Below are 19,225 nucleotides of genomic sequence, written 5' to 3' on the forward strand. Positions count from 1 at the left end.
ATAAAGAGTAGACGTCATGAACAAGCAAACTGAAGTTTTTATGCAAACCAAGCCGCAAGAGAAAGCGACAGCCTGGGCAGAAGTCGGCCAGTCTCATCCGCATGAATCGGCGATCTTGCACGTACTGGGCGAAGCCACCTACACCGACGATATCCCGGAAGCGCAAGGCACACTGCACGCTGCGCTCGGCATGTCGCAGAAGGCGCATGCCCGCATCCGCTCCATCAACCTGGACGCCGTGCGCAGCGCGCCTGGCGTGGTCACGGTGCTTACTGCCGCCGACATTCCCGGCACCAACGATTGCGGCCCCATCATCCACGACGATCCGATCCTGTCCGAAGGTCTGGTGGAATATGTCGGCCAGCCGATCTTCGTGGTCATCGCCGACAGCCACGACAATGCGCGGCGCGCGGTGCGCAAGGTTGTCATCGATTACGAAGAACTGCCAGCCATCCTGACTCCGCAAGCTGCCCATGCCGCGAAATCGTATGTACTGCCGCCAATGCGGCTGACGCGCGGCGATGCCCAGCAGGCTTTTGAAACAGCGCCCAACCGCGTCACCGGCCAGCTGTATGTCGGCGGCCAGGAACAGTTTTACCTGGAAGGCCAGATTTCCTACGCCATCCCGAAAGAACAAAACGGCATGCTGGTGCTGTGCTCCACCCAGCATCCGACCGAAATGCAGCACGTGGTGGCGCATGCGCTGGGCGTCCATTCGCACAATATCGTGGTCGAATGCCGGCGCATGGGCGGCGGCTTCGGCGGCAAGGAATCGCAATCTGCCTTGTGGGCTGCGGTGGCCGCCATCGGCGCCGCCAAGCTGAAGCGCCCGGTCAAACTGCGCGCCGACCGCGACGACGACATGATGGTGACCGGCAAGCGTCACTGCTTCTTCTACGACTATGAAGTCGGCTACGACGACGCCGGCCGCATCGTCGCCGCCCGTATCGAGATGGTCAGCCGCGCCGGCTTCTCGGCCGACTTGTCGGCGCCGGTGGCGACCCGCGCGGTCTGCCACTTCGACAATACCTATTACCTGTCCGACGTCGACATCAAGGCGATGTGCGGCAAGACCAATACCCAGTCGAACACCGCTTTCCGCGGCTTCGGCGGTCCGCAGGGCGCGATTGCGATCGAATACATTGTCGATGAAATCGCCCGCAACCTGGGACGCGATGCGCTGGACATCCGCAAGCTGAATTTCTACGGCCGCAACGATGAAGAAGGCCGCAATGTCACCCAATACGGCCAGAAGATCGTCGACAACGTGATCCATGAGCTGGTGGCGGAGCTGGAAGAGAGCAGCGAATACTGGCAACGGCGCGCCGACATCGACGTCTTTAACGCCAGCAGCCCGGTGCTGAAAAAGGGCCTGGCGCTGACACCGGTCAAGTTTGGCATCGCCTTCAACGTCACCCACTTCAATCAGGCCGGTGCGCTGGTCCATGTTTATACCGACGGTTCCGTGCTGGTGAACCACGGCGGCACCGAAATGGGCCAGGGCATCAACACCAAAGTGGCGCAGGTAGTGGCGCACGAGCTCGGGATTCCGCTGGAGCTGGTACGCGTCACCGCCACCGACACCAGCAAGGTGGCGAATACTTCCGCTACCGCGGCCTCCACCGGCGCCGACCTGAACGGCAAGGCGGCGCAAAATGCGGCGCACACGATTCGTCAGCGTCTGGCGGAATTCTTCGCCAAACTGCATGACGGCGACGCCAAGGAAGTCACTTTCTCCGCAGGCGCCGTGCATCTGGGCGAGCACAGCCTGCCATTCGGCGAGCTGACGCAAAAGGCGTATCTGTCGCGGGTGCAGCTATGGTCCGACGGTTTCTATGCCACCCCAGGCCTGCACTGGGATCCAAAAACCATGAACGGCCGGCCGTTCTCTTATTTTGCCTATGGCGCTTCGGTCTCGGAAGTCGTGGTCGACACCTTCACCGGCGAATGGCGCTTGCTGCGCGCAGATGCGCTCTACGACGCCGGCCAGTCGCTCAACCCTGCACTGGATATCGGCCAGGTCGAGGGCGCTTTCATCCAGGGCATGGGCTGGCTCACCACCGAGGAACTGTGGTGGAACAAGGACGGCAAGCTGATGACGCATGCGCCGTCGACCTACAAGATCCCGGGCATCTCGGATTGTCCTGAGGATTTTCGCGTCAAGCTGTTCAAGAACCGCAACGTCGAAGACAGCATCCATCGCTCCAAGGCGGTCGGCGAACCGCCGCTGCTGCTGCCGTTCTCGGTATTTTTTGCGATCCGCGATGCGGTCGCCAGCGTCGGCGGCAAGCGCTTCAATCCACCGCTGAATGCGCCGGCCACCAGCGAAGCGATCCTGAAAGCGGTCGACGCCGTCCGCGCCCTGGCGCGCGCGGCCTGATCCGGAGCCATATCATGAACAACTGGCTAGATGCGCTTACCGCACTGCTCACTACGCCGATTACGCAAAGCTCGCAAAACACCACGGCGATCCTGGTCACCGTGGCGCAGGTCGAGGGATCCGGGCCGCGTGAGCCGGGCGCAAAAATGGTGGTGACCGCGGTTGGCCAGTTCGACACCATCGGCGGCGGCCATCTCGAATTGCAGGCCATCAGGATCGCCCGCGAGATGCTGGAAGAAGGCTTGTCGCTGAGCCGTGAACGGCGCCTGCAGCGATTTTCTCTCGGCCCGTCGCTGGGCCAATGCTGCGGCGGCGTGGTGCACCTGGCGTTCGAGCGCGTGACATCCGCCTCGGCCGACTACTTCAGTTTCCTGCAGCGCCGCCTGCGCGACGCCGAAGACAGCTGGCGCCTGGTAGCGCTGGAAGACGCAGCCCCGCCCTCCATGTGCGATGCCGACGGCGCGCGCCTGCACGGACCGGGACGCCTGCCCACCCTGCCATCCTTGCTGACGCCTTCCGCCAAAGCGCTCGGCGCCTGCACTATCCTGCGCGACGACAATGGCCGCCGCTGGCTGCTGGATGCCTGCCTGGCGACGCGGCCGCAATTGTTTCTGTTCGGCGCCGGCCACGTCGGCGCGGCGATCGTCAAGGCGCTTGGCGACTTGCCTTGCCGGGTGGTGTGGATCGACGAGCGGGAAGAAATGTTCCCGGACGTCCTGCCGGCCAATGTCCGCATCGAAGCCACCGATACGCCAGAAGCCGTGGTGGACAACGCACCGGACGGTTCCTGCTTCCTGGTGATGACGCACAATCACGCGCTCGACCAGCGCCTGTCGGCGCAGATTCTGCAACGCACCGGGGTCGCCTGGTTCGGTCTGATCGGCTCCAAGAGCAAGCGCATGCAGTTCGAGCACCGCCTGCACGAACGCGGCATTTCGCATGAGCGCCTGGCCGAGATGGTGTGCCCGATCGGCATTGCCGGCATTGTCGGCAAGGAGCCCGCCGTGATTGCGGCATCGGTGACGGCGCAGCTGCTGCAGGTCTGGGAACAGATCGCCAAACAGCAGCTGGCAACCGCCAGCGTGCCGCAATTGCGGCTGCCGCTGCAACTGCTCAGCACTATTTAAACCGCATCTGGATCGGACCCGGTATGCATCGGGTCCGCAATGTATCGCCCATAGCGGCCCTAGTCCGCTTTTTATTCAAGGATAGTTTTCATGTCAGCCCTTAGCTTCAGCCATCTCGATCAGTCCACATTGCAAGCCTACCGCGCCAGCGTGCTGCATTTCAGCGCGGATCCTGCCCATCATTCGGATGCCTATCACTGGCATGAAGACGGCTTGCTGCTGGTCGCCGACGGCAAGGTGGTCGCAGCTAGTGATTACCAGCAGCTTTCCGTACAGCTGAAAGCAGAACTGAAAGGTGAGCTGAAGATCCAGGACTACCGCGGCAAGATCATCATGCCTGGCTTTATCGACACCCATCTGCATTATCCGCAGACCGACATGATCGCCTCGCCGGCGCCGGGCCTGCTGCCATGGCTGGAAAAATATACCTTCCCGACCGAACGCAAGTTCAGCGACCCGGCCCACGCCGGTGAAGTCGCCAAGTTCTTCATCGATGAACTGCTGCGCTGCGGCACCACGACGGCCATGGTGTACTGCACTGTCAATCCGGTTTCAGTAGATGCGTTCTTCAGCGCCAGCGAAGCGCGCAATCTGCGGATGGTGACCGGCAAGGTGCTGATGGACCGCAATTGCCCCGAGTTCCTGCAAGACACCGCCGAAGGCGGCATCCGCGACAGCGAAGAACTGCTGAAGAAGTGGCACAAGCGCGGCCGCCAGCTGTATGCGATCACGCCGCGTTTCGCGCCGACTTCCAGCAACGCGCAATTGCAGCTGGCCGGCGAACTGGCGCAGGCTTACCCGGATGCCTATCTGCAGACGCATGCGGCGGAAAATACCGATGAAGTCGCGTGGGTGAAATCACTGTTCCCCGATTCGCGCAGCTATATGGACGTCTACGACAAGTACGGCATGCTGCGCCCGCGCTCGATGTACGGACACTGCGTCTGGCTCGACGATCAAGATCGCCGCCGCATGGCGGAAACGCAATCGGCGGTGGCGATCTGTCCTACCTCCAACTTGTTCCTGGGCAGCGGGCTGTTCGATTTTGCGGGCGCCGATACTGCCGGCGTGCCGTTGTCGCTGGCCACCGATGTCGGCGGCGGCACCAGTTTCTCGATGCTGCAAACCATGAACGAAGCCTACAAGGTAGCGCGCATGGCGACTACCTACCTGCCGGCATTGCGGATGTTCTACCTGGCGACCCTGGGTGGTGCGCGCAGCATGCAGCTGGAAGGCACGATCGGCAATTTCGTGGCGGGTGCGGAGGCCGATTTCATCGTCCTCGATCCACAAGCAACCCCGTTGCTGGCACGCCGCAGCGAGCGTACCGAGTGTCTGGAAGAATTGTTGTTCGCGCTGGCCTTGCTGGGGGATGATCGGGCGATTGCGGCTACCTATGCGGCCGGCAAGCTGGTACATAACCGCGCGTGACACTTAAAGCGGGCACGGTGTGCCCGCTTTAAGTCTATCAACTACGAGTCTAGTGCCGTTGTTCCGCTTTCAATTTGTGGCGCAGACGGATGTTATCGGCGATAAGAAGGAACAATGCCACCGCTGAAATTACGCCGACGCCACCATTGCCAAGAAAATGCCAGAACATCCATGCAATAATCGAGAAGGCTACCGCGGCCGCGAGTAATTGAATACTATCTTTCATGTGTAAGCCATCTGGAATCGGTAGGTTTTTCTTGCAACCATATTGGCGTCATAAACGCCCGGCCAGCGACGCAGACTTTGAATCAGCCAAGGACGATTAAGCTGGTAGCGATAAGCGGTATGAAGTATATCGGCCATCGATGTTCCTCCCGCCGAAGACCTCCCTGTCGCCACGGCGATGCTCCCGATGACAGCACCGGCATAGAACGAGGCCGAACAAGCGGCGATTATCCCCAGTCCCTCCAATCGCGTTCCCGCACCAATCAATTCTCCGATCGTAACGGCCTTTCCAAATTTGTCAATCTGGCTGAGGTTGACGCTGGCGTTGGCAACTGCTGCCTGTACCGAGCCGAACAAAGAAGCCGGGGCTGGAAGACCAAGACCCTCCATGTTTTCCTTGAGTAACCGTAAAAATCAGACATTCAATCCCATTCCTGAAATTGCATTTATGGCAACATAAAGAATACCCTCGCACAAAACTAATGTCTATTATGTGATTGCAGAAAAAGATAAGGAAAGGATGAAAATCTACGGCCGCAACACGTACTTGTTCTCGCTGACGCATTCATAGCGCTGCAATACATTGCCGCTGTCGTCCACGCTTTCGAGATAGACGTCGAACTGCCATAGCCGCGCCATATGGCGCAGCATTTCATCGGTGCCTTCGGCCAGCGGCCGGGCGTCGCTGCGGAAGTGGCGCAGTGTCAGGCTACGGTCGCCGCGGGTATTGACCGACCAGACCTGGATGTTCGGTTCGCGGTGGTTGATATCATACTGGCGCGACAGCGCCTGCCGCACGTACTGGTAGCCGGCGTCGTTGTGGATTGCCGAGACTTCCAGTTCGCTGCGGTTTTCATCATCCAGCACGGCAAACAGGCGCATGTCGCGTATCAGCTTGGGCGACAGGTACTGCGCGACGAAACTCTCGTCCTTGAAATTGCGCATCGCGTAATGCAGCGTCTCCAGCCAGGGTGTGCCAGCCAGTTCCGGAAACCAGCGGTAGTCTTCTTCGGTGGGCTTTTCGCAGATGCGGCGGATATCGCTCATCATGCCGAATCCGAGTGCGTAGGGATTGATGCCGCTGTAATAGGACTTGGTTACCGGCGGCTGATAGACGACGTTGCTGTGCGAATGCAGGAATTCCATCATGAAGCCGTCGGTCAGCTTGCCTTCATCGTACAGCGTGTTGAGAATCGTGTAGTGCCAGAAGGTGGCCCAGCCTTCGTTCATGACCTGAGTCTGGCGCTGCGGATAGAAATACTGGGCGACCTTGCGCACGATGCGGATCACCTCGCGTTCCCACGACTCCAGCAACGGCGAATTTTTCTCGGCGAAGTACAGCAGGTTTTCCTGCGTCTCCGGCGGAAATCGTCCTTCGACGCGTTCGGCGGCTTCTTCCTTTTTCTCCGGCAGGGTGCGCCACAATTCGTTGACCTGCGACTGCATGTATTCAGCCCGTTCGCGTCGCTGCGCCTGCTCTTTTTCCAGCGACAGTTTCTGCGGCCGCTTGTAGCGGTCGACGCCGTAGTGCATCAGCGCGTGGCAGGAATCCAGCAATTCCTCGACCTTGGAAAAGCCGTAGCGCTCTTCGCATTCGGCGATGTAGGCCTTGGCGTAGACCAGGTAATCGATGATGGCGTGGGCATCTGTCCACAGCTGGAACAGGTAATTGCCCTTGAAAAAAGAATTGTGTCCATACGCCGCATGCGCCACCACCAGCGCCTGCATCGTCATGGTGTTTTCTTCCATCAGGTAGGCGATGCAGGGATTCGAATTGATGACGATCTCGTAAGCCAGGCCCATCTGCCCGCGCTTGTAATCGCGCTCGGTCATCAGAAAATGCTTGCCGAACGACCAGTGGCGGTAATTCACCGGCATGCCGGCCGAGGCGTAGGCATCCATCATCTGCTCCGCAGTGATGATCTCCAGCTGGATCGGATAGATATCCAGCTTGTAGCTGGCGGCGACGCGGGCAATTTCGTCGTTGTATTGTTCGATCAGGTCGAAGCTCCAGTCGGACGGACAGGGCAGCGCTTGATTGACGCCCTTGGCTAGGCGGTCGTTCATGAATGGACCTGCTTTTCAAACAGTTCGCGGAATACCGGATAAATCTCGCTGGCGGTCTGTACCTTCTTCATCGCAAACTGCGGATTGACGGCCGCGATCTGCTGGTACTCGGTCCACAGATTCTGCTCTTCCACGGTTACCTGTATATAGGCGAAATAACGCGAGCGCGGCAGGATTTCCAGCTCCAGCAGCTCGCGGCACTTGGGCGAATCGTCGTTCCAGTTGTCACCATCGGACGCCTGGGCGCCGTAGATGTTCCAGTCGCCGGGCGGATAACGTTCGTCGATGATCTTCTTCATCAGCTCGAGGGCACTGGAGACCACCGTGCCTCCGCTTTCCTGCGAGTGGAAGAAGGTATCTTCATCCACCTCGTCGGCGCGCGTGTGATGGCGGATGAAGACGACTTCGATGTGTTCGTAATTGCGGGTCAGGAACAGGTACAGCAGGATAAAAAAACGCTTCGACAGATCCTTGCGCTGTTCATCCATCGAACCCGAAACGTCCATCACGCAAAACATTACGGCGCGGCTGGATGGCTGCGGCACCTTGACCCGGTTGACGTAGCGTAGATCAAAAGGGTCGATGAACGGAATGCGCCAGATGCGGCCTTTGAGATGATGGATATCATCTTCCAGGCGCACGATTTCTTCACGCCGGTCGTCCGGATCCGCCTTCAGGGCTTCCATCAGCGCTTCCAGTTCACGCAGCTTGACCACCAGCGGCGAACCGAGCGCAATACGGCGTCCGAGCGAGCTGCGCAGGGAGCGGACGATATCGATATTATTGGGACTGCCGTCGGTAGAGTAACCGGCGCGCATGTTTTTCCAGCTCGGCACCGCCAGCAGATTAGTCTTGATCAGGCGCGGCAACTCCAGGTCTTCAAAGAAGTACTGCATGAATTCTTCGCGCGACAGCTGGAACACGAATTCATCCTCGCCCTCGCCCGAGTCGCTGGCGGAGCTGCCGCCACCGCCACCGGAACCGCCGTCCGGGCGGGCGATGCGGTCGCCTTGCAGATAATCCTGGTTGCCGGGATGGACCATTTCGCGCTTGCCGCCGGGACCGTGGCCGAACACCGGCTCGCTGATGCCCTTGCGCGGAATGCTGATGCTTTTGGCGTTTTCGATTTCCTTGATGCCACGGTCGCGCACGGCTTCGGTCACCGAGCGGTGGATGGCCGCACGGAAGCGCCGCAGAAAGCGCTCCCGGTTGGCAATGCTCTTGTTCTTGCCAGACAGTCTACGGTCGATTATCTGATGCAACACGGTCGGCTCTCCTAGTCGGACGGCGGAGTCGCTACTACTATCGACCCATCTTACGATGACTTGCGTACGCGCAGATACCATTCGCACAGCAAACGCACCTGCTTCGGCGTATATCCTTTGCTGACCATGCGATTGACGAAATCTTCGTGCTTGCGCAGTTCTTCGTTTGAACCTTTGGCGTTGAATGAGATGACCGGCAACAGGTCTTCGGTATTCGAGAACATTTTCTTTTCGATCACCACCCGCAGCTTTTCGTAACTGGTCCAGAGCGGATTCTTGCCGGCGTTCGAAACCCGCGCCCGCAACACGAAATTCACGATTTCGTTACGGAAATCCTTCGGATTGCTGATGCCGGCCGGCTTCTCGATTTTTTCCAGTTCGCCGTTCAGTGCTGCGCGGTCAAAGCTCTCGCCGGTATCGTGGTCGCGGAATTCCTGGTCCTGGATCCAGAAGTCGGCGTAAGTCACGTAGCGGTCGAAGACGTTCTGGCCGTACTCGGAATACGATTCCAGGTAGGCGGTCTGGATTTCCTTGCCGATAAATTCAGCGTAACGCGTCGCCAGCGTATCCTTGACGTAGGACAGGTATTTCTGTTCCAGCTCTTGCGGGAACTGCTCGCGCTCGATCTGCTGTTCCAGCACATACATCAGGTGCACCGGATTGGCCGCCACTTCGGTCGAATCGAAGTTGAACACGCGCGACAATATCTTGAAGGCAAAGCGGGTCGAAACGCCGTTCATGCCTTCATCGACGCCGGCGTAGTCGCGGTACTCCTGGAACGACTTGGCTTTGGGATCGCTGTCTTTCAGGTTGTCGCCGTCATACACCTGCATTTTCGAGAAGATGCTGGAATTCTCGGGCTCGCCCAGACGCGTCAGTATCGAGAACTGCGCCATCATCTTCAAAGTGCCCGGAGCGCAGATTGCTTTTCCCAGCGAAGAAGTGCGGATCAGCTTTTCGTAGATCTTGATTTCTTCCGACACCCGCAGGCAATACGGCACTTTGACTATATAGATACGGTCCAGCAGCGCTTCGTTATTCTTGTTGTTGCGGAAAGCCTTCCATTCCGACTCGTTGGAGTGGGCCAGGATGATGCCGTCGAAGGGAATCGCGCCGAAACCCTCGGTACCCTTGAAGTTGCCTTCCTGGGTCGCGGTCAGCAGAGGATGCAGCACCTTAATCGGCGCCTTGAACATTTCCACGAATTCGAGCAAGCCCTGATTGGACAAACACAGTCCGCCAGAGTAGCTGTAGGCGTCGGCATCGTCCTGCGAATACTGCTCCAGCTTGCGGATATCGACCTTGCCGACCAGCGTGGAGATGTCCTGGTTGTTTTCATCGCCCGGCTCGGTCTTGGAAATGGCGATTTGCCGCAGGATAGACGGATAGCGCTTCACTACGCGGAATTTCCGTATGTCGCCGTTAAATTCGTGTAAACGTTTTACGGCCCAAGGACTGAGTATGGATTTCAGATAACGGCGCGGAATGCCGTATTGTTCTTCCAGGATGGCGCCGTCTTCTTCGTAATCGAACAAGCCCAGCGGCGATTCGTTGACCGGCGATCCCTTGAGAGAATAGAAAGGCACATGTTCCATCAGCTGCTTGAGACGCTCGGCGATGGACGATTTGCCGCCGCCGACCGGACCCAGCAGATAGAGAATTTGTTTGCGTTCTTCCAGGCCTTGCGCGGCGTGCCGGAAATAAGCGACCACTTGCTCGATCACTTCTTCGGCGCCGTAGAATTCCTTGAAGGCGGGATAAACCTTGAGTACCTTGTTGGCAAAGATGCGCGACAAGGAAGGGTCGTGGCGCGTGTCGACCTGTTGTGGTTCGCCTATCGCCATCAGCATGCGTTCGCCGGCGGTTGCATAACCGCTGGGATCGGTCTTACAAAGCGCTAGATATTCTTCTAGGGAAAATTCTTCTTCTCTGGTTTTGTCGAACCGACTTGCAAAGCTGCTGTAGATATCCATATCACCCCCGCATCAACGATGTTGCGAAAACAAATTGAAGATTACGTCTCTGAAGTTCGACCTCTCCGGATACTCGCAGTTCCTTGATCGGCTACTGTCATTTTCGACTCAGCCCAGAAGAGGATTACACGATTTGATTCTAATCCTTTTTCTAAGATGCAACAGGATTTTCTCTTTTTTCCTGGCTTACTTCTGATTCCAAGGCGCGACCTTGAACAAGATCAACATTCCTGGCAACGCCAGTATGAAACACAAAATAAAGAAATGGAACCAGCCGGTTTCCGCCACGATGTAGCCGACCGAAGAATTGACAAAGGTGCGCGGCACCGCAGCAAGGCTGGTGAACAAGGCATATTGGGTTGCCGTATAGCGAGGATCGGTGGTGCGCGCGATAAACGCGACGAACGCGGCGGTGCCGACACCGACGCCAAAAGCCTCGCCGCCGATCACGATGGCCAGCACCACAGGATCAGGGCCGACTTGCGCCAGCCAGGCAAATCCCAGGATCGTCACAGCCTGCACCACGCCAAAAATCCACAATGCGCGGTTAATCCCGATCTGCACCATCCAGATGCCGCCGACCAGCCCGCCTACCAGGCTTGCCCACAAGCTGGTGGTCTTGGAAATCAGGCCGATCTGGGTCAGCGAAAAACCCAGATCAATATAAAATTTTGTAGCAAGCGCGGTGGCCATGCTGTCACCGAGCTTGTACAGGAAAATGAAAGCCAGTATCCACAATGCGCTGCGCCAGCCGTCTCTGGTAATGAATTCCTGAAACGGCAACACGACGGCTTGCCGCAAATTCTTTGGCGGCGACCCGTATACCGTCGGTTCCTTGATCAGCAAGGTGCAGATCAGCCCCGGCAGCATGAAGCTGGCCGTGATCCAGAACACCGCCTGCCAGCTCATGTGGTCGGCCAGGAACAACGACAAGGCCCCCGGCACCATGCCCGCTACTTTGTAGGCATTGACATTGATGGCCGCGCCCAGGCCCTGCTCGCTGTCCGGCAGGATTTCGCGCCGATAGGCATCGATCACGATGTCCTGGCTGGCCGAGAGGAACGCCACCAGCGACGCCATCAAGGCAATTGCCGCCACCTGCGTATGCGGATCCAGCATGCCCATGCCGCCGATGGCGACGAACAGCGCCGCCTGGGTCAGCAACATCCAGCTGCGCCTGCGGCCCAGCTTGCCGAAATGAAAGCGGTCCATCAGCGGCGACCAGACGAACTTCCAGGTATAGGGAAACATCACCAGCGCAAACAATCCCAGCGACTTGACATTCAAGCCGGATTTACTAAGCCAGGCCTGTAGCAAGCTGAGCAGGATGAACAGCGGTAGGCCGGAGGTAAAGCCAAGAAAGGCGCAGATCAGCATGCGCCGGTTCAGATAGTGATGCCAGGGATTTGAAGCTGAGGTCATAGATGCGCCCGCGGCGGCGGGAGTTGCGGGCAATCAGGCCGCCCCAGATTTAAGCCTTGGGCGGCAGGAATATCCCTTTATTTTTTACGGGTTTATTTCTTGCGAAAGCGGAATACCGCAAGACTACCACGCCAGTTGGGCAGTACCGAGATTGGCTGGCCATCGTGCAGCGCCACGCATTCGAGCACTTCCAGGCCGACTTCGTTCGCCAGTTCTTCAAAATCCTTGATGGTGGCGCAGCGCAGATTGGGGGTGTCATACCATTCATATGGCAGGGATTTCGACACCGGCATGCGGCCGCGCAGCAGCGCTACCCGGTGCGGCCAATAGGCGAAATTGGGGAAGGAGACGATCGCTTCGCGGCCGACGCGGGCGATGTCGCGCAATACGCCTTCCACGTTTTTCATCATTTGCAGGGCCGACAGACACAGCACGGTGTCGAAAGCATTGTCGGCGAACAGGTTGAGCCCGGCCTCCATGTCCTGCTGGATCACCGAGACGCCGCGCGCCACGCAGGCCGGGATCTTGGCGTCGTCGATTTCAACGCCATAGCCGGCGCACTGCTTGTCGGACTGAAGATAGTCGAGCATGACGCCGTCGCCGCAACCAAGGTCGAGCACCTGCGAGTCGCCGCGCACCCAGTGGGCGATAAACGCCAGGTCCGGGCGCAGGCTGCTTAATTGTTCAAAATTCATTGTACGGCTCCCGCCACTTCTGTCGCTACTGTCGATACGCTTGCCGGCAGCTGGCCAAGCTCTTGCCAGATGCGGTTGTAATATTCGCCTACCACGCTCATGTAGCGCGCATCGTCCAATAAAAAGGCATCGTGGCCGTGCGGCGCATCGATCTCGGCGTAGCTGACGCGGCGCTTGTTGTTGACCAGCGCCTGCACGATTTCGCGGCTGCGTTCCGGCGAAAAACGCCAATCGGTCATGAACGAGACCAGCAGGAATTGCGCCTGGGTGCGGCTCAGCGCCTGGGTCAGGTCGCCCCCGAATTCCTTGGCAGGGTCGAAATAATCGAGCGCCTTGGTGATCAGCAGATAGGTGTTGGCGTCAAAATATTCAGAAAATTTGTCGCCCTGGTAGCGCAGGTAGGATTCAATTTCAAAATCGATGCCGAAGCCGAACTGGTAGGCGCCGGAACGCAGGTCGCGGCCGAACTTCTCGGCCATGTCGTCGTCCGACAGATAGGTGATGTGGCCGACCATGCGCGCCACCCGCAAGCCGTTCTTGGGCACCACGCCGTGCGCGTAGTAATCGCCGCCATGGAAGCCAGGATCGGTCAGGATCGCCTGCCGCGCGACGTCGTTGAAAGCAATGTTTTGCGCCGACAGCTTCGGCGTCGAGGCGATCACCACGCAATGGCGCAGACGGGTCGGGTACAGCAAGCTCCAGGCCAGCGCCTGCATGCCGCCCAGCGAGCCGCCCATCACCGCGGCGAACTGCACGATCCCGAGCGCATCCGCCAGGCGCGCCTGAGCCTGTACCCAATCTTCCACCGTCACCACGGGAAAGCCCGCGCCGTAGGGCTTGCCGGTAGCCGCATTGATATGCATCGGACCGGTCGAGCCAAAACAGGAACCGAGGTTGTTGACGCCGATGACGAAGAACTTGTTGGTATCGAGCGCCTTGCCTGGCCCAACCATGTTGTCCCACCAGCCGACATTCTTTTCATCGTCCTGGTAGACGCCGGCGACGTGGTGCGAGGCATTCAGCGCGTGGCAGACCAGCACGGCATTCGATTTGTCGGCGTTCAGGGCGCCATAGGTTTCGTACACCAGCGTGTAATCCGCCAGCAGCGCACCGCTTTGCAATTGCAGCGGCGTCGCGAAATGCATGGACTGCGGAGCAACTATTCGTTGGGACATGGTCAATACGCGTGAGTTGTTTGGAAATAAAAAAAGCCCGAGAGCTTTCGCTAGTCGGGCTAAATTCAGGGCTTGTACTTCAAGCTCGCTTTAGCCGTATTTATTTAGCATCTCCCGGTCCGGAAACCAGGTGATGCCGCGCGCCCGCAAGCTGAGGTGGTGAAACCATTCAAATCGGCGCGATAGGACAAGAATAACCAAGTCGGGGCTTGGCGTCAAACTATTGGCATTGTTATTCCATCAAGCCATGATCCGCATCTGGCTGACCGCGGTGGCAATCGCGCTCGGTTCGGTATTGCGGAGGATTTTCTTGGTTTGCAGCGTCAGGCCGTCGAGGTCGCTGTTCAGCACTTCCTGCTTCACCGCCAGCAATTGCGCCGGATGCATGGAAAATTCAAGCAAACCCATGCCCAGCAGCAAGCGCGTGAATTTGACGTCGCCCGCCATTTCGCCGCAGACCGACACCGGAATACCGGCCTTGCGGCCGAGCGCAATCACGGTCGACAGCAAAAACAGGACCGCCGGATGGAGCGGGTTGTACAGGTGCGCCACCTCGTGGTCGACGCGATCGATAGCCAAGGTGTACTGGATCAAATCATTGGTGCCAATTGACAAAAAATCCATGCGCTTGATAAACATCGGCAAGGCCAGCGCCGCCGCCGGGATCTCGATCATGGCGCCGATCTTGATGGCTTCGTCGAACTTGACGCCGTCATCGCGTAGCTGCTGCTTGGCTTGTTCGATGATGGCCAGGGTCTGGTCGATCTCAAAAGCATGGGCCAGCATCGGGATCAGCAGTTTGACCTGCCCAAAAGCAGAAGCGCGCAGGATCGCCCGCAGCTGCGTCAGGAACAGTTGCGGTTCGGCCAGGCAGTAACGGATGGCGCGCAAGCCGAGCGCCGGATTGAGCGCGGTCTGTTCGTCGTTGTTGAGCGGCTTGTCGGCGCCGACGTCGAGCGTGCGGATGGTCACCGGCCGTCCCTTCATCGCCATCACTGCCTGACGGTAGGATTCGAACTGCTCGTCCTCGGTCGGCAAGGTATGTTGCGTGCCGATGCGGCCCATGAACAGGAATTCCGAACGAAACAGGCCGACGCCGTTGGCGCCGGATTCCATGGCCGCAGCGCAGTCGCTCGGCAGCTCAATGTTGGCCAGCAGCGTAATTTCCGTGCCGTCCAGCGTCACCGCGCGGGTTTTCTTGATCTTGCCGAGCTTCCTGCGCGAACGCAGCAGATGTGCCTGGCGCTCACGGTATTGCTTGAGTATCACTGTGGCCGGATCGACGATCACCACGCCGGCGTCGCCGTCGATGATGATCCAGTCGTCCTGCTTGATCAGACGCGAGGCGTTGTTCATGCCGACCGCGGCCGGAATATCCAGGCTGCGGGCGACGATCGCGGTATGTGAATTCTGGCCGCCGAGATCAGTGACGAAACCGGCGAAAGCGCGGTCGCGGAACTGCAGCATGTCGGCCGGGGAAATATCGTAAGCCACCACCACGATGTTGGCGAAGGAAGCGCCGTCGCTGTCGACTTCGGGCAGGCGGGTGGAGGTGCCGGTCAAGACTTTCAGCAGACGCTCGCCGACCTGCAGCACATCCATCTTGCGCTCGCGTAGATAGGGGTCTTCGATTTCATCGAACTGGGTCGACAACTCGTCGATCTGGGTCACCAGCGCCCATTCGGCGTTGTACTGGCGATTGCGGATGATATCGAGCGACATCTCAGCCAGCATCGGATCGGACAGGATCAGCAGGTGGACGTCGACAAAGGCGCCTAGCTCGGGCGGCGACTCTTTCGGCAAATCGTTGCGGATGGTCTGCAGCTCGCTGCGCACGGTGGTGACTGCGTTCTGCAGCCGCTGGACTTCGGCTTCGACCTCGGTTTCGCCGATCAGGTAGTGCTTGACGTCCATGGCAGCCGGCGCCAGCAGGTGCGCGCGGCCGATCGCGATGCCGCGCGAAACCGGAATGCCGTGTAGGGTAAAGGATGCCATCTGGTCACCGCTGTATAAAGATAGATAAAGATAAATGCGGAACCGGGTCAGCCGACAGGCGGGTTTTACTCGCCTTCGCCAAACTTATCCTGAATTAACTGGTTTAAGGCATCAAAACAGGCTTTCTCATCCTCGCCGTCGGCTTCCAGCAAGATCGTGCTGCCCTTGCCGGCTGCCAGCATCATCACGCCCATGATCGATTTGGCGTTGACGCGGCGTTTATTGCGGGTCATCCAGACTTCACATTTGAACTTGCTGGCCAGTTGGGTAAATTTGGCGGAGGCACGTGCATGCAAGCCAAGTTTGTTGATAATTTCGATTTCTTGTTGAATCATTTTGTCTTTTATTAGTGTTAACTATCAGTTCTAACGAGGCGTAAATCGGTTCCGGCCATCTGTTGTCAATGCGATACGCGTACCCGGTTATCCACCCTGACCGCCCCGCCCTGGCCGCCGGCCAGCGCCATTTCGGTCACCACGTCGAGCGTATCATTGCGGTAAGTCAGGGCGCGCAGCAGCATCGGCAAGCTGATGCCGGCGATCACCTGGGTCTGGTTGCCGCTGCAAAACGGCAGCGTGCAGTTGGACGGCGTGCCGCCCATGACGTCGGTAATCACCAGCACGCCGGAGCCGTCGTCCAGACGGGCGGCGGCCTGCTTGGCGAGTTTTTGCACTTCCATCGGATTCTGGTCGGCGATAACGTCGATCGCTTCCAGCCGTTCGGGCGTATGGCGAAACACGTGAGAAGCAGCTGCGATAAATGCCTGGCCCAGCGGGGCATGGGTTAAAAGAAGAATGCCAATCATAGTTTCACTCGAATCCGCAGCGCGGACTATCCCGGTTTACAACGGTTTTACTGCAATACACATCGCGCACCGGCAGGTGCCGGCGCTGACGAAAAAAAAATCTGCCTGGCTTAAGCCAGGGCTGCTTCTAGCGCATCAATGAACATCTCGGCAACATCAAAGCCGGCCTGCTGCTTAATTTCTTGGAAGCAAGTCGGGCTGGTGACGTTGACCTCGGTCAAATAGTCGCCGATCACATCTAATCCTACCAGTAACAAGCCGCGCTGCGCCAGCACCGGCCCAATTGCTTCGCCGATTTCGCGGTCGCGCGCAGTCAACGGCTGGGCCACGCCGATGCCGCCGGCCGCCAAGTTGCCACGCACTTCGCTGCCTTGCGGGATGCGCGCCAGCGAAAACGGCACCACTTTACCGCCAATCACCAGCACCCGTTTATCGCCGGCGACAATTTCAGGAATGAAACGCTGGATCATGATGGTGCGCTGGCCGTTGTCAGTCAGGGTTTCGATGATGGAACCCAGATTCAAGCCGTCCTGCCGCACGCGGAAAATCCCGGTGCCGCCCATGCCGTCGAGCGGCTTCAGGATCACATCCTGGTGCTCTTCGTGGAAGGCGCGCAAGCGCGCCGCATCCCGCGTCACCAGGGTCGGCGAGGTGTATTTCGAGAACTGCGCAATGGCCAGCTTCTCGTTATGGTCGCGGATGGCCTGCGGCTTGTTGAAGACGCGCGCGCCCTGGGTTTCAGCCAGTTCCAGCAGGTAGGTGGTATAAATGTATTCCATGTCGAAAGGCGGATCCTTGCGCAGCAGGATCGCATCGAATTCCGACAGGAACATGGCAGCCGGCGCACTGGCGCGGAACCAGTCCTTGTCATCGCCGGTCAAGGTCACCTTAACGACATTGGCCGTCACGATGCCGCTTTCCAGCGCCATGTCCTTTTGCTCGAAAGCATAGATCGTATGGCCGCGTTTGACCGCTTCCACCATCATGGCGTAAGTCGAATCTTTATACGTCTTGAAGGTGCTGAGGGGATCGGCAAGGAAAGCGATTTTCATGTTTTGTCCTGTTTTTCTTTACAATTTAACCGTTTAATCTAGTCAGTTGAGGACAGAGTAATAAGTAAAATTAATATTCCTCTGGGTTCGGATCGGTCTTTTCCATCTCCAGCGAAGCCGCCAGCAGACCGAGGCGCGCTACCACGCCGTACATATAGAAGCGGTTCGGCGCGGTCGTGCCCGGCTTGGCCAGCATGTCCGGCAAAGCGTGCTGCTGGGCAAACGCCAAGGGCACGAAATGGGCGCCCGGTGCATTCAGATTTTCATTGATCCCGCGCTCCGCGTGTACACGGTAAAAACCACCGACGACATAGCGGTCGATCATGTACACCACCGGCTCCGCTACCGCATCATTGATGTGTTCGAAAGTATGTACACCTTCCTGGATAATCAGGTCATGGATCTCGCCGCCGGTTTTGCCGAGCGACAGTTTCTCGCGCTGCTTACGGCTCAGTTCCTTGATCTGGCTGACATCGGTCACGCTCATCACACCCATGTCGTCGGTACCGGCATCGGCCTTGACGATCACGAACGGCTTTTCCGTGATGCCGTATTCCTTGTATTTCTTGCGGATCTTGGCCAGCAGCGAACTGACGCTGGCGGCCAGCTTGTCGTCGCCGTCGGTAGCCTGGAAATCGACCTGGTCGACCTTGGCGAAAAACGGATTCAGCATCCACGGATCGACATCGATCAGCTTGGCGAATTTCTTCACCACTTCATCGTAGGCCGTGAAATGGTTGCTCTTGCGGCGCACCGTCCAGCCGGCGTGCAGCGGCGGCAAGACATTCTGCTCGTTCAGGTTTTCCAGTATCGACGGCGTGCCGGAAGACAAATCGTTGTTCAGCAAAATGGTGCAGGGATCGAAATTCTTCAGCCCCAGGCGGCGGCCATTGGCGGAGCGCTCCAGCGGTTCCAGCGTGATGGTGCTGCCATCCGGCAGTTCGATGGTTTGCGGTTCCTTGATGTCCTCTGCCAATGAGCCGAGCCGCACGTGCAGGCCAGTCTGGCGGAACACCTGCATCAGCCGCGCCACGTTTTGCAGATAGAAGGTATTGCGCGTATTCAGTTCCGGCAGCAGCAACAGGTTCTTGGCGTCCGGGCAATATTTTTCGATAGCCGCCATGGCCGCCTGTATCGCCAGCGGCAGCATCTCCGGTGACAGATTGCTGAAGCCGCCCGGGAACAGGTTGGTGTCCACCGGCGCCAGCTTGTAACCAGAGTTGCGCAAATCGACAGAGCAATAGAACGGCGGCGTGTGTTCCTGCCACTCCATCCGGAACCAGCGCTCGATAGCCGGGGTAGCTGCGAGGATTTTCTTTTCTAGATCGAGCAATGGACCATTCAGGGCCGTGACAAGGTGCGGAACCATATAAAACTTTCTTTTGGAAACGATGTTGCGTGTGCAAATGCGCTGCAGCCAGTCCAAAAAGCCTATTTCAGGACTTCCGTGACCAGCCGCCGATTCTAACGGGAAATGCGTTATTTCGCCGGTCAGCCGCCGCAATGTTGCGTAAACGGCGTGATGGCTGGCCGGTAGGGCCGATTAGCCCACTTTACATCGGGTCGCTGCCGGATTTTTAAAGCCCTCCGGCTGACAAAAAGCGCAATGGAAT

16 protein-coding genes are annotated in these 19,225 nt (G+C 58.4%); 3 read left to right on the forward strand and 13 right to left on the reverse strand.

Annotated elements, in window-relative coordinates; genetic code table 11:
- Positions 1–16: 16 nt before the first annotated feature.
- From xdhB to guaD, 3 genes are all read left to right on the forward strand, one after another.
- The gene (xdhB, locus tag CPter91_RS23645; RefSeq protein ID WP_061945041.1) at positions 17–2,380 is read left to right on the forward strand and encodes a xanthine dehydrogenase molybdopterin binding subunit; all 2,364 of its coding nucleotides are present in this window, start codon (positions 17–19) and stop codon (positions 2,378–2,380) included.
- A gap of 14 nt (positions 2,381–2,394) precedes the next feature.
- Positions 2,395–3,507 carry a xanthine dehydrogenase accessory protein XdhC gene (gene xdhC, locus CPter91_RS23650; protein WP_061945043.1) on the forward strand — a complete coding sequence of 371 codons (1,113 nt, stop codon included), beginning with the start codon at positions 2,395–2,397 and terminating at the stop codon, positions 3,505–3,507.
- 90 nt (positions 3,508–3,597) lie between these two features.
- The gene (gene guaD, locus CPter91_RS23655) at positions 3,598–4,938 is read left to right on the forward strand and encodes a guanine deaminase (RefSeq protein ID WP_061945045.1); all 1,341 of its coding nucleotides are present in this window, start codon (positions 3,598–3,600) and stop codon (positions 4,936–4,938) included.
- Positions 4,939–4,987: 49 nt separating this feature from the next.
- On the opposite strand, the gene CPter91_RS27095 is transcribed toward guaD, so the two are convergent.
- From CPter91_RS27095 to gshA, 13 genes are all read right to left on the reverse strand, one after another.
- Positions 4,988–5,164 (reverse strand): hypothetical protein, encoded by a 177-nt coding sequence (locus tag CPter91_RS27095; RefSeq protein ID WP_099047244.1) that lies wholly within the window; start codon positions 5,162–5,164, stop codon positions 4,988–4,990.
- Positions 5,161–5,553 carry a hypothetical protein gene (locus CPter91_RS23660; RefSeq protein ID WP_205631634.1) on the reverse strand — a complete coding sequence of 131 codons (393 nt, stop codon included), beginning with the start codon at positions 5,551–5,553 and terminating at the stop codon, positions 5,161–5,163. Before CPter91_RS23660 ends, CPter91_RS27095 begins: the two co-directional genes overlap by 4 nt.
- Before the next feature lie 138 nt (positions 5,554–5,691).
- Entirely contained in the window at positions 5,692–7,230 is a 1,539-nt protein-coding gene (locus CPter91_RS23665) for a SpoVR family protein (protein WP_061945047.1), read from the reverse strand.
- Complete coding sequence (locus CPter91_RS23670; protein ID WP_061945049.1) at positions 7,227–8,495, reverse strand: YeaH/YhbH family protein; 1,269 nt, start codon at positions 8,493–8,495, stop codon at positions 7,227–7,229. Before CPter91_RS23670 ends, CPter91_RS23665 begins: the two co-directional genes overlap by 4 nt.
- A 50-nt stretch (positions 8,496–8,545) precedes the next feature.
- Positions 8,546–10,468, reverse strand: a complete 1,923-nt coding sequence (locus CPter91_RS23675; RefSeq protein ID WP_061945051.1) for a PrkA family serine protein kinase — start codon at positions 10,466–10,468, stop codon at positions 8,546–8,548.
- A gap of 186 nt (positions 10,469–10,654) precedes the next feature.
- Entirely contained in the window at positions 10,655–11,890 is a 1,236-nt protein-coding gene (locus CPter91_RS23680; protein ID WP_061945053.1) for an AmpG family muropeptide MFS transporter, read from the reverse strand.
- Between the two features lie 92 nt (positions 11,891–11,982).
- Positions 11,983–12,585 (reverse strand): methionine biosynthesis protein MetW, encoded by a 603-nt coding sequence (gene metW, locus CPter91_RS23685; protein WP_061945054.1) that lies wholly within the window; start codon positions 12,583–12,585, stop codon positions 11,983–11,985.
- Positions 12,582–13,760 (reverse strand): homoserine O-succinyltransferase MetX, encoded by a 1,179-nt coding sequence (metX, locus tag CPter91_RS23690; protein WP_061945056.1) that lies wholly within the window; start codon positions 13,758–13,760, stop codon positions 12,582–12,584. Before metX ends, metW begins: the two co-directional genes overlap by 4 nt.
- Before the next feature lie 240 nt (positions 13,761–14,000).
- A complete protein-coding gene (ptsP, locus tag CPter91_RS23695) occupies positions 14,001–15,755 on the reverse strand; it encodes a phosphoenolpyruvate--protein phosphotransferase (RefSeq protein WP_061945057.1) in 1,755 nt (584 codons plus the stop codon).
- Positions 15,756–15,820: 65 nt separating this feature from the next.
- Positions 15,821–16,090 (reverse strand): HPr family phosphocarrier protein, encoded by a 270-nt coding sequence (locus CPter91_RS23700; protein WP_061945059.1) that lies wholly within the window; start codon positions 16,088–16,090, stop codon positions 15,821–15,823.
- 65 nt (positions 16,091–16,155) lie between these two features.
- Positions 16,156–16,560 (reverse strand): PTS sugar transporter subunit IIA, encoded by a 405-nt coding sequence (locus tag CPter91_RS23705; protein ID WP_098494435.1) that lies wholly within the window; start codon positions 16,558–16,560, stop codon positions 16,156–16,158.
- Between the two features lie 110 nt (positions 16,561–16,670).
- The gene (gshB, locus tag CPter91_RS23710) at positions 16,671–17,612 is read right to left on the reverse strand and encodes a glutathione synthase (RefSeq protein ID WP_061945063.1); all 942 of its coding nucleotides are present in this window, start codon (positions 17,610–17,612) and stop codon (positions 16,671–16,673) included.
- A 70-nt stretch (positions 17,613–17,682) separates the two neighbouring features.
- Positions 17,683–18,981 carry a glutamate--cysteine ligase gene (gene gshA, locus CPter91_RS23715; RefSeq protein WP_061946576.1) on the reverse strand — a complete coding sequence of 433 codons (1,299 nt, stop codon included), beginning with the start codon at positions 18,979–18,981 and terminating at the stop codon, positions 17,683–17,685.
- Positions 18,982–19,225 lie beyond the last annotated feature (244 nt).

The sequence above is a fragment of the Collimonas pratensis genome (genome assembly GCF_001584185.1).
Classification (GTDB): domain Bacteria; phylum Pseudomonadota; class Gammaproteobacteria; order Burkholderiales; family Burkholderiaceae_D; genus Collimonas; species Collimonas pratensis.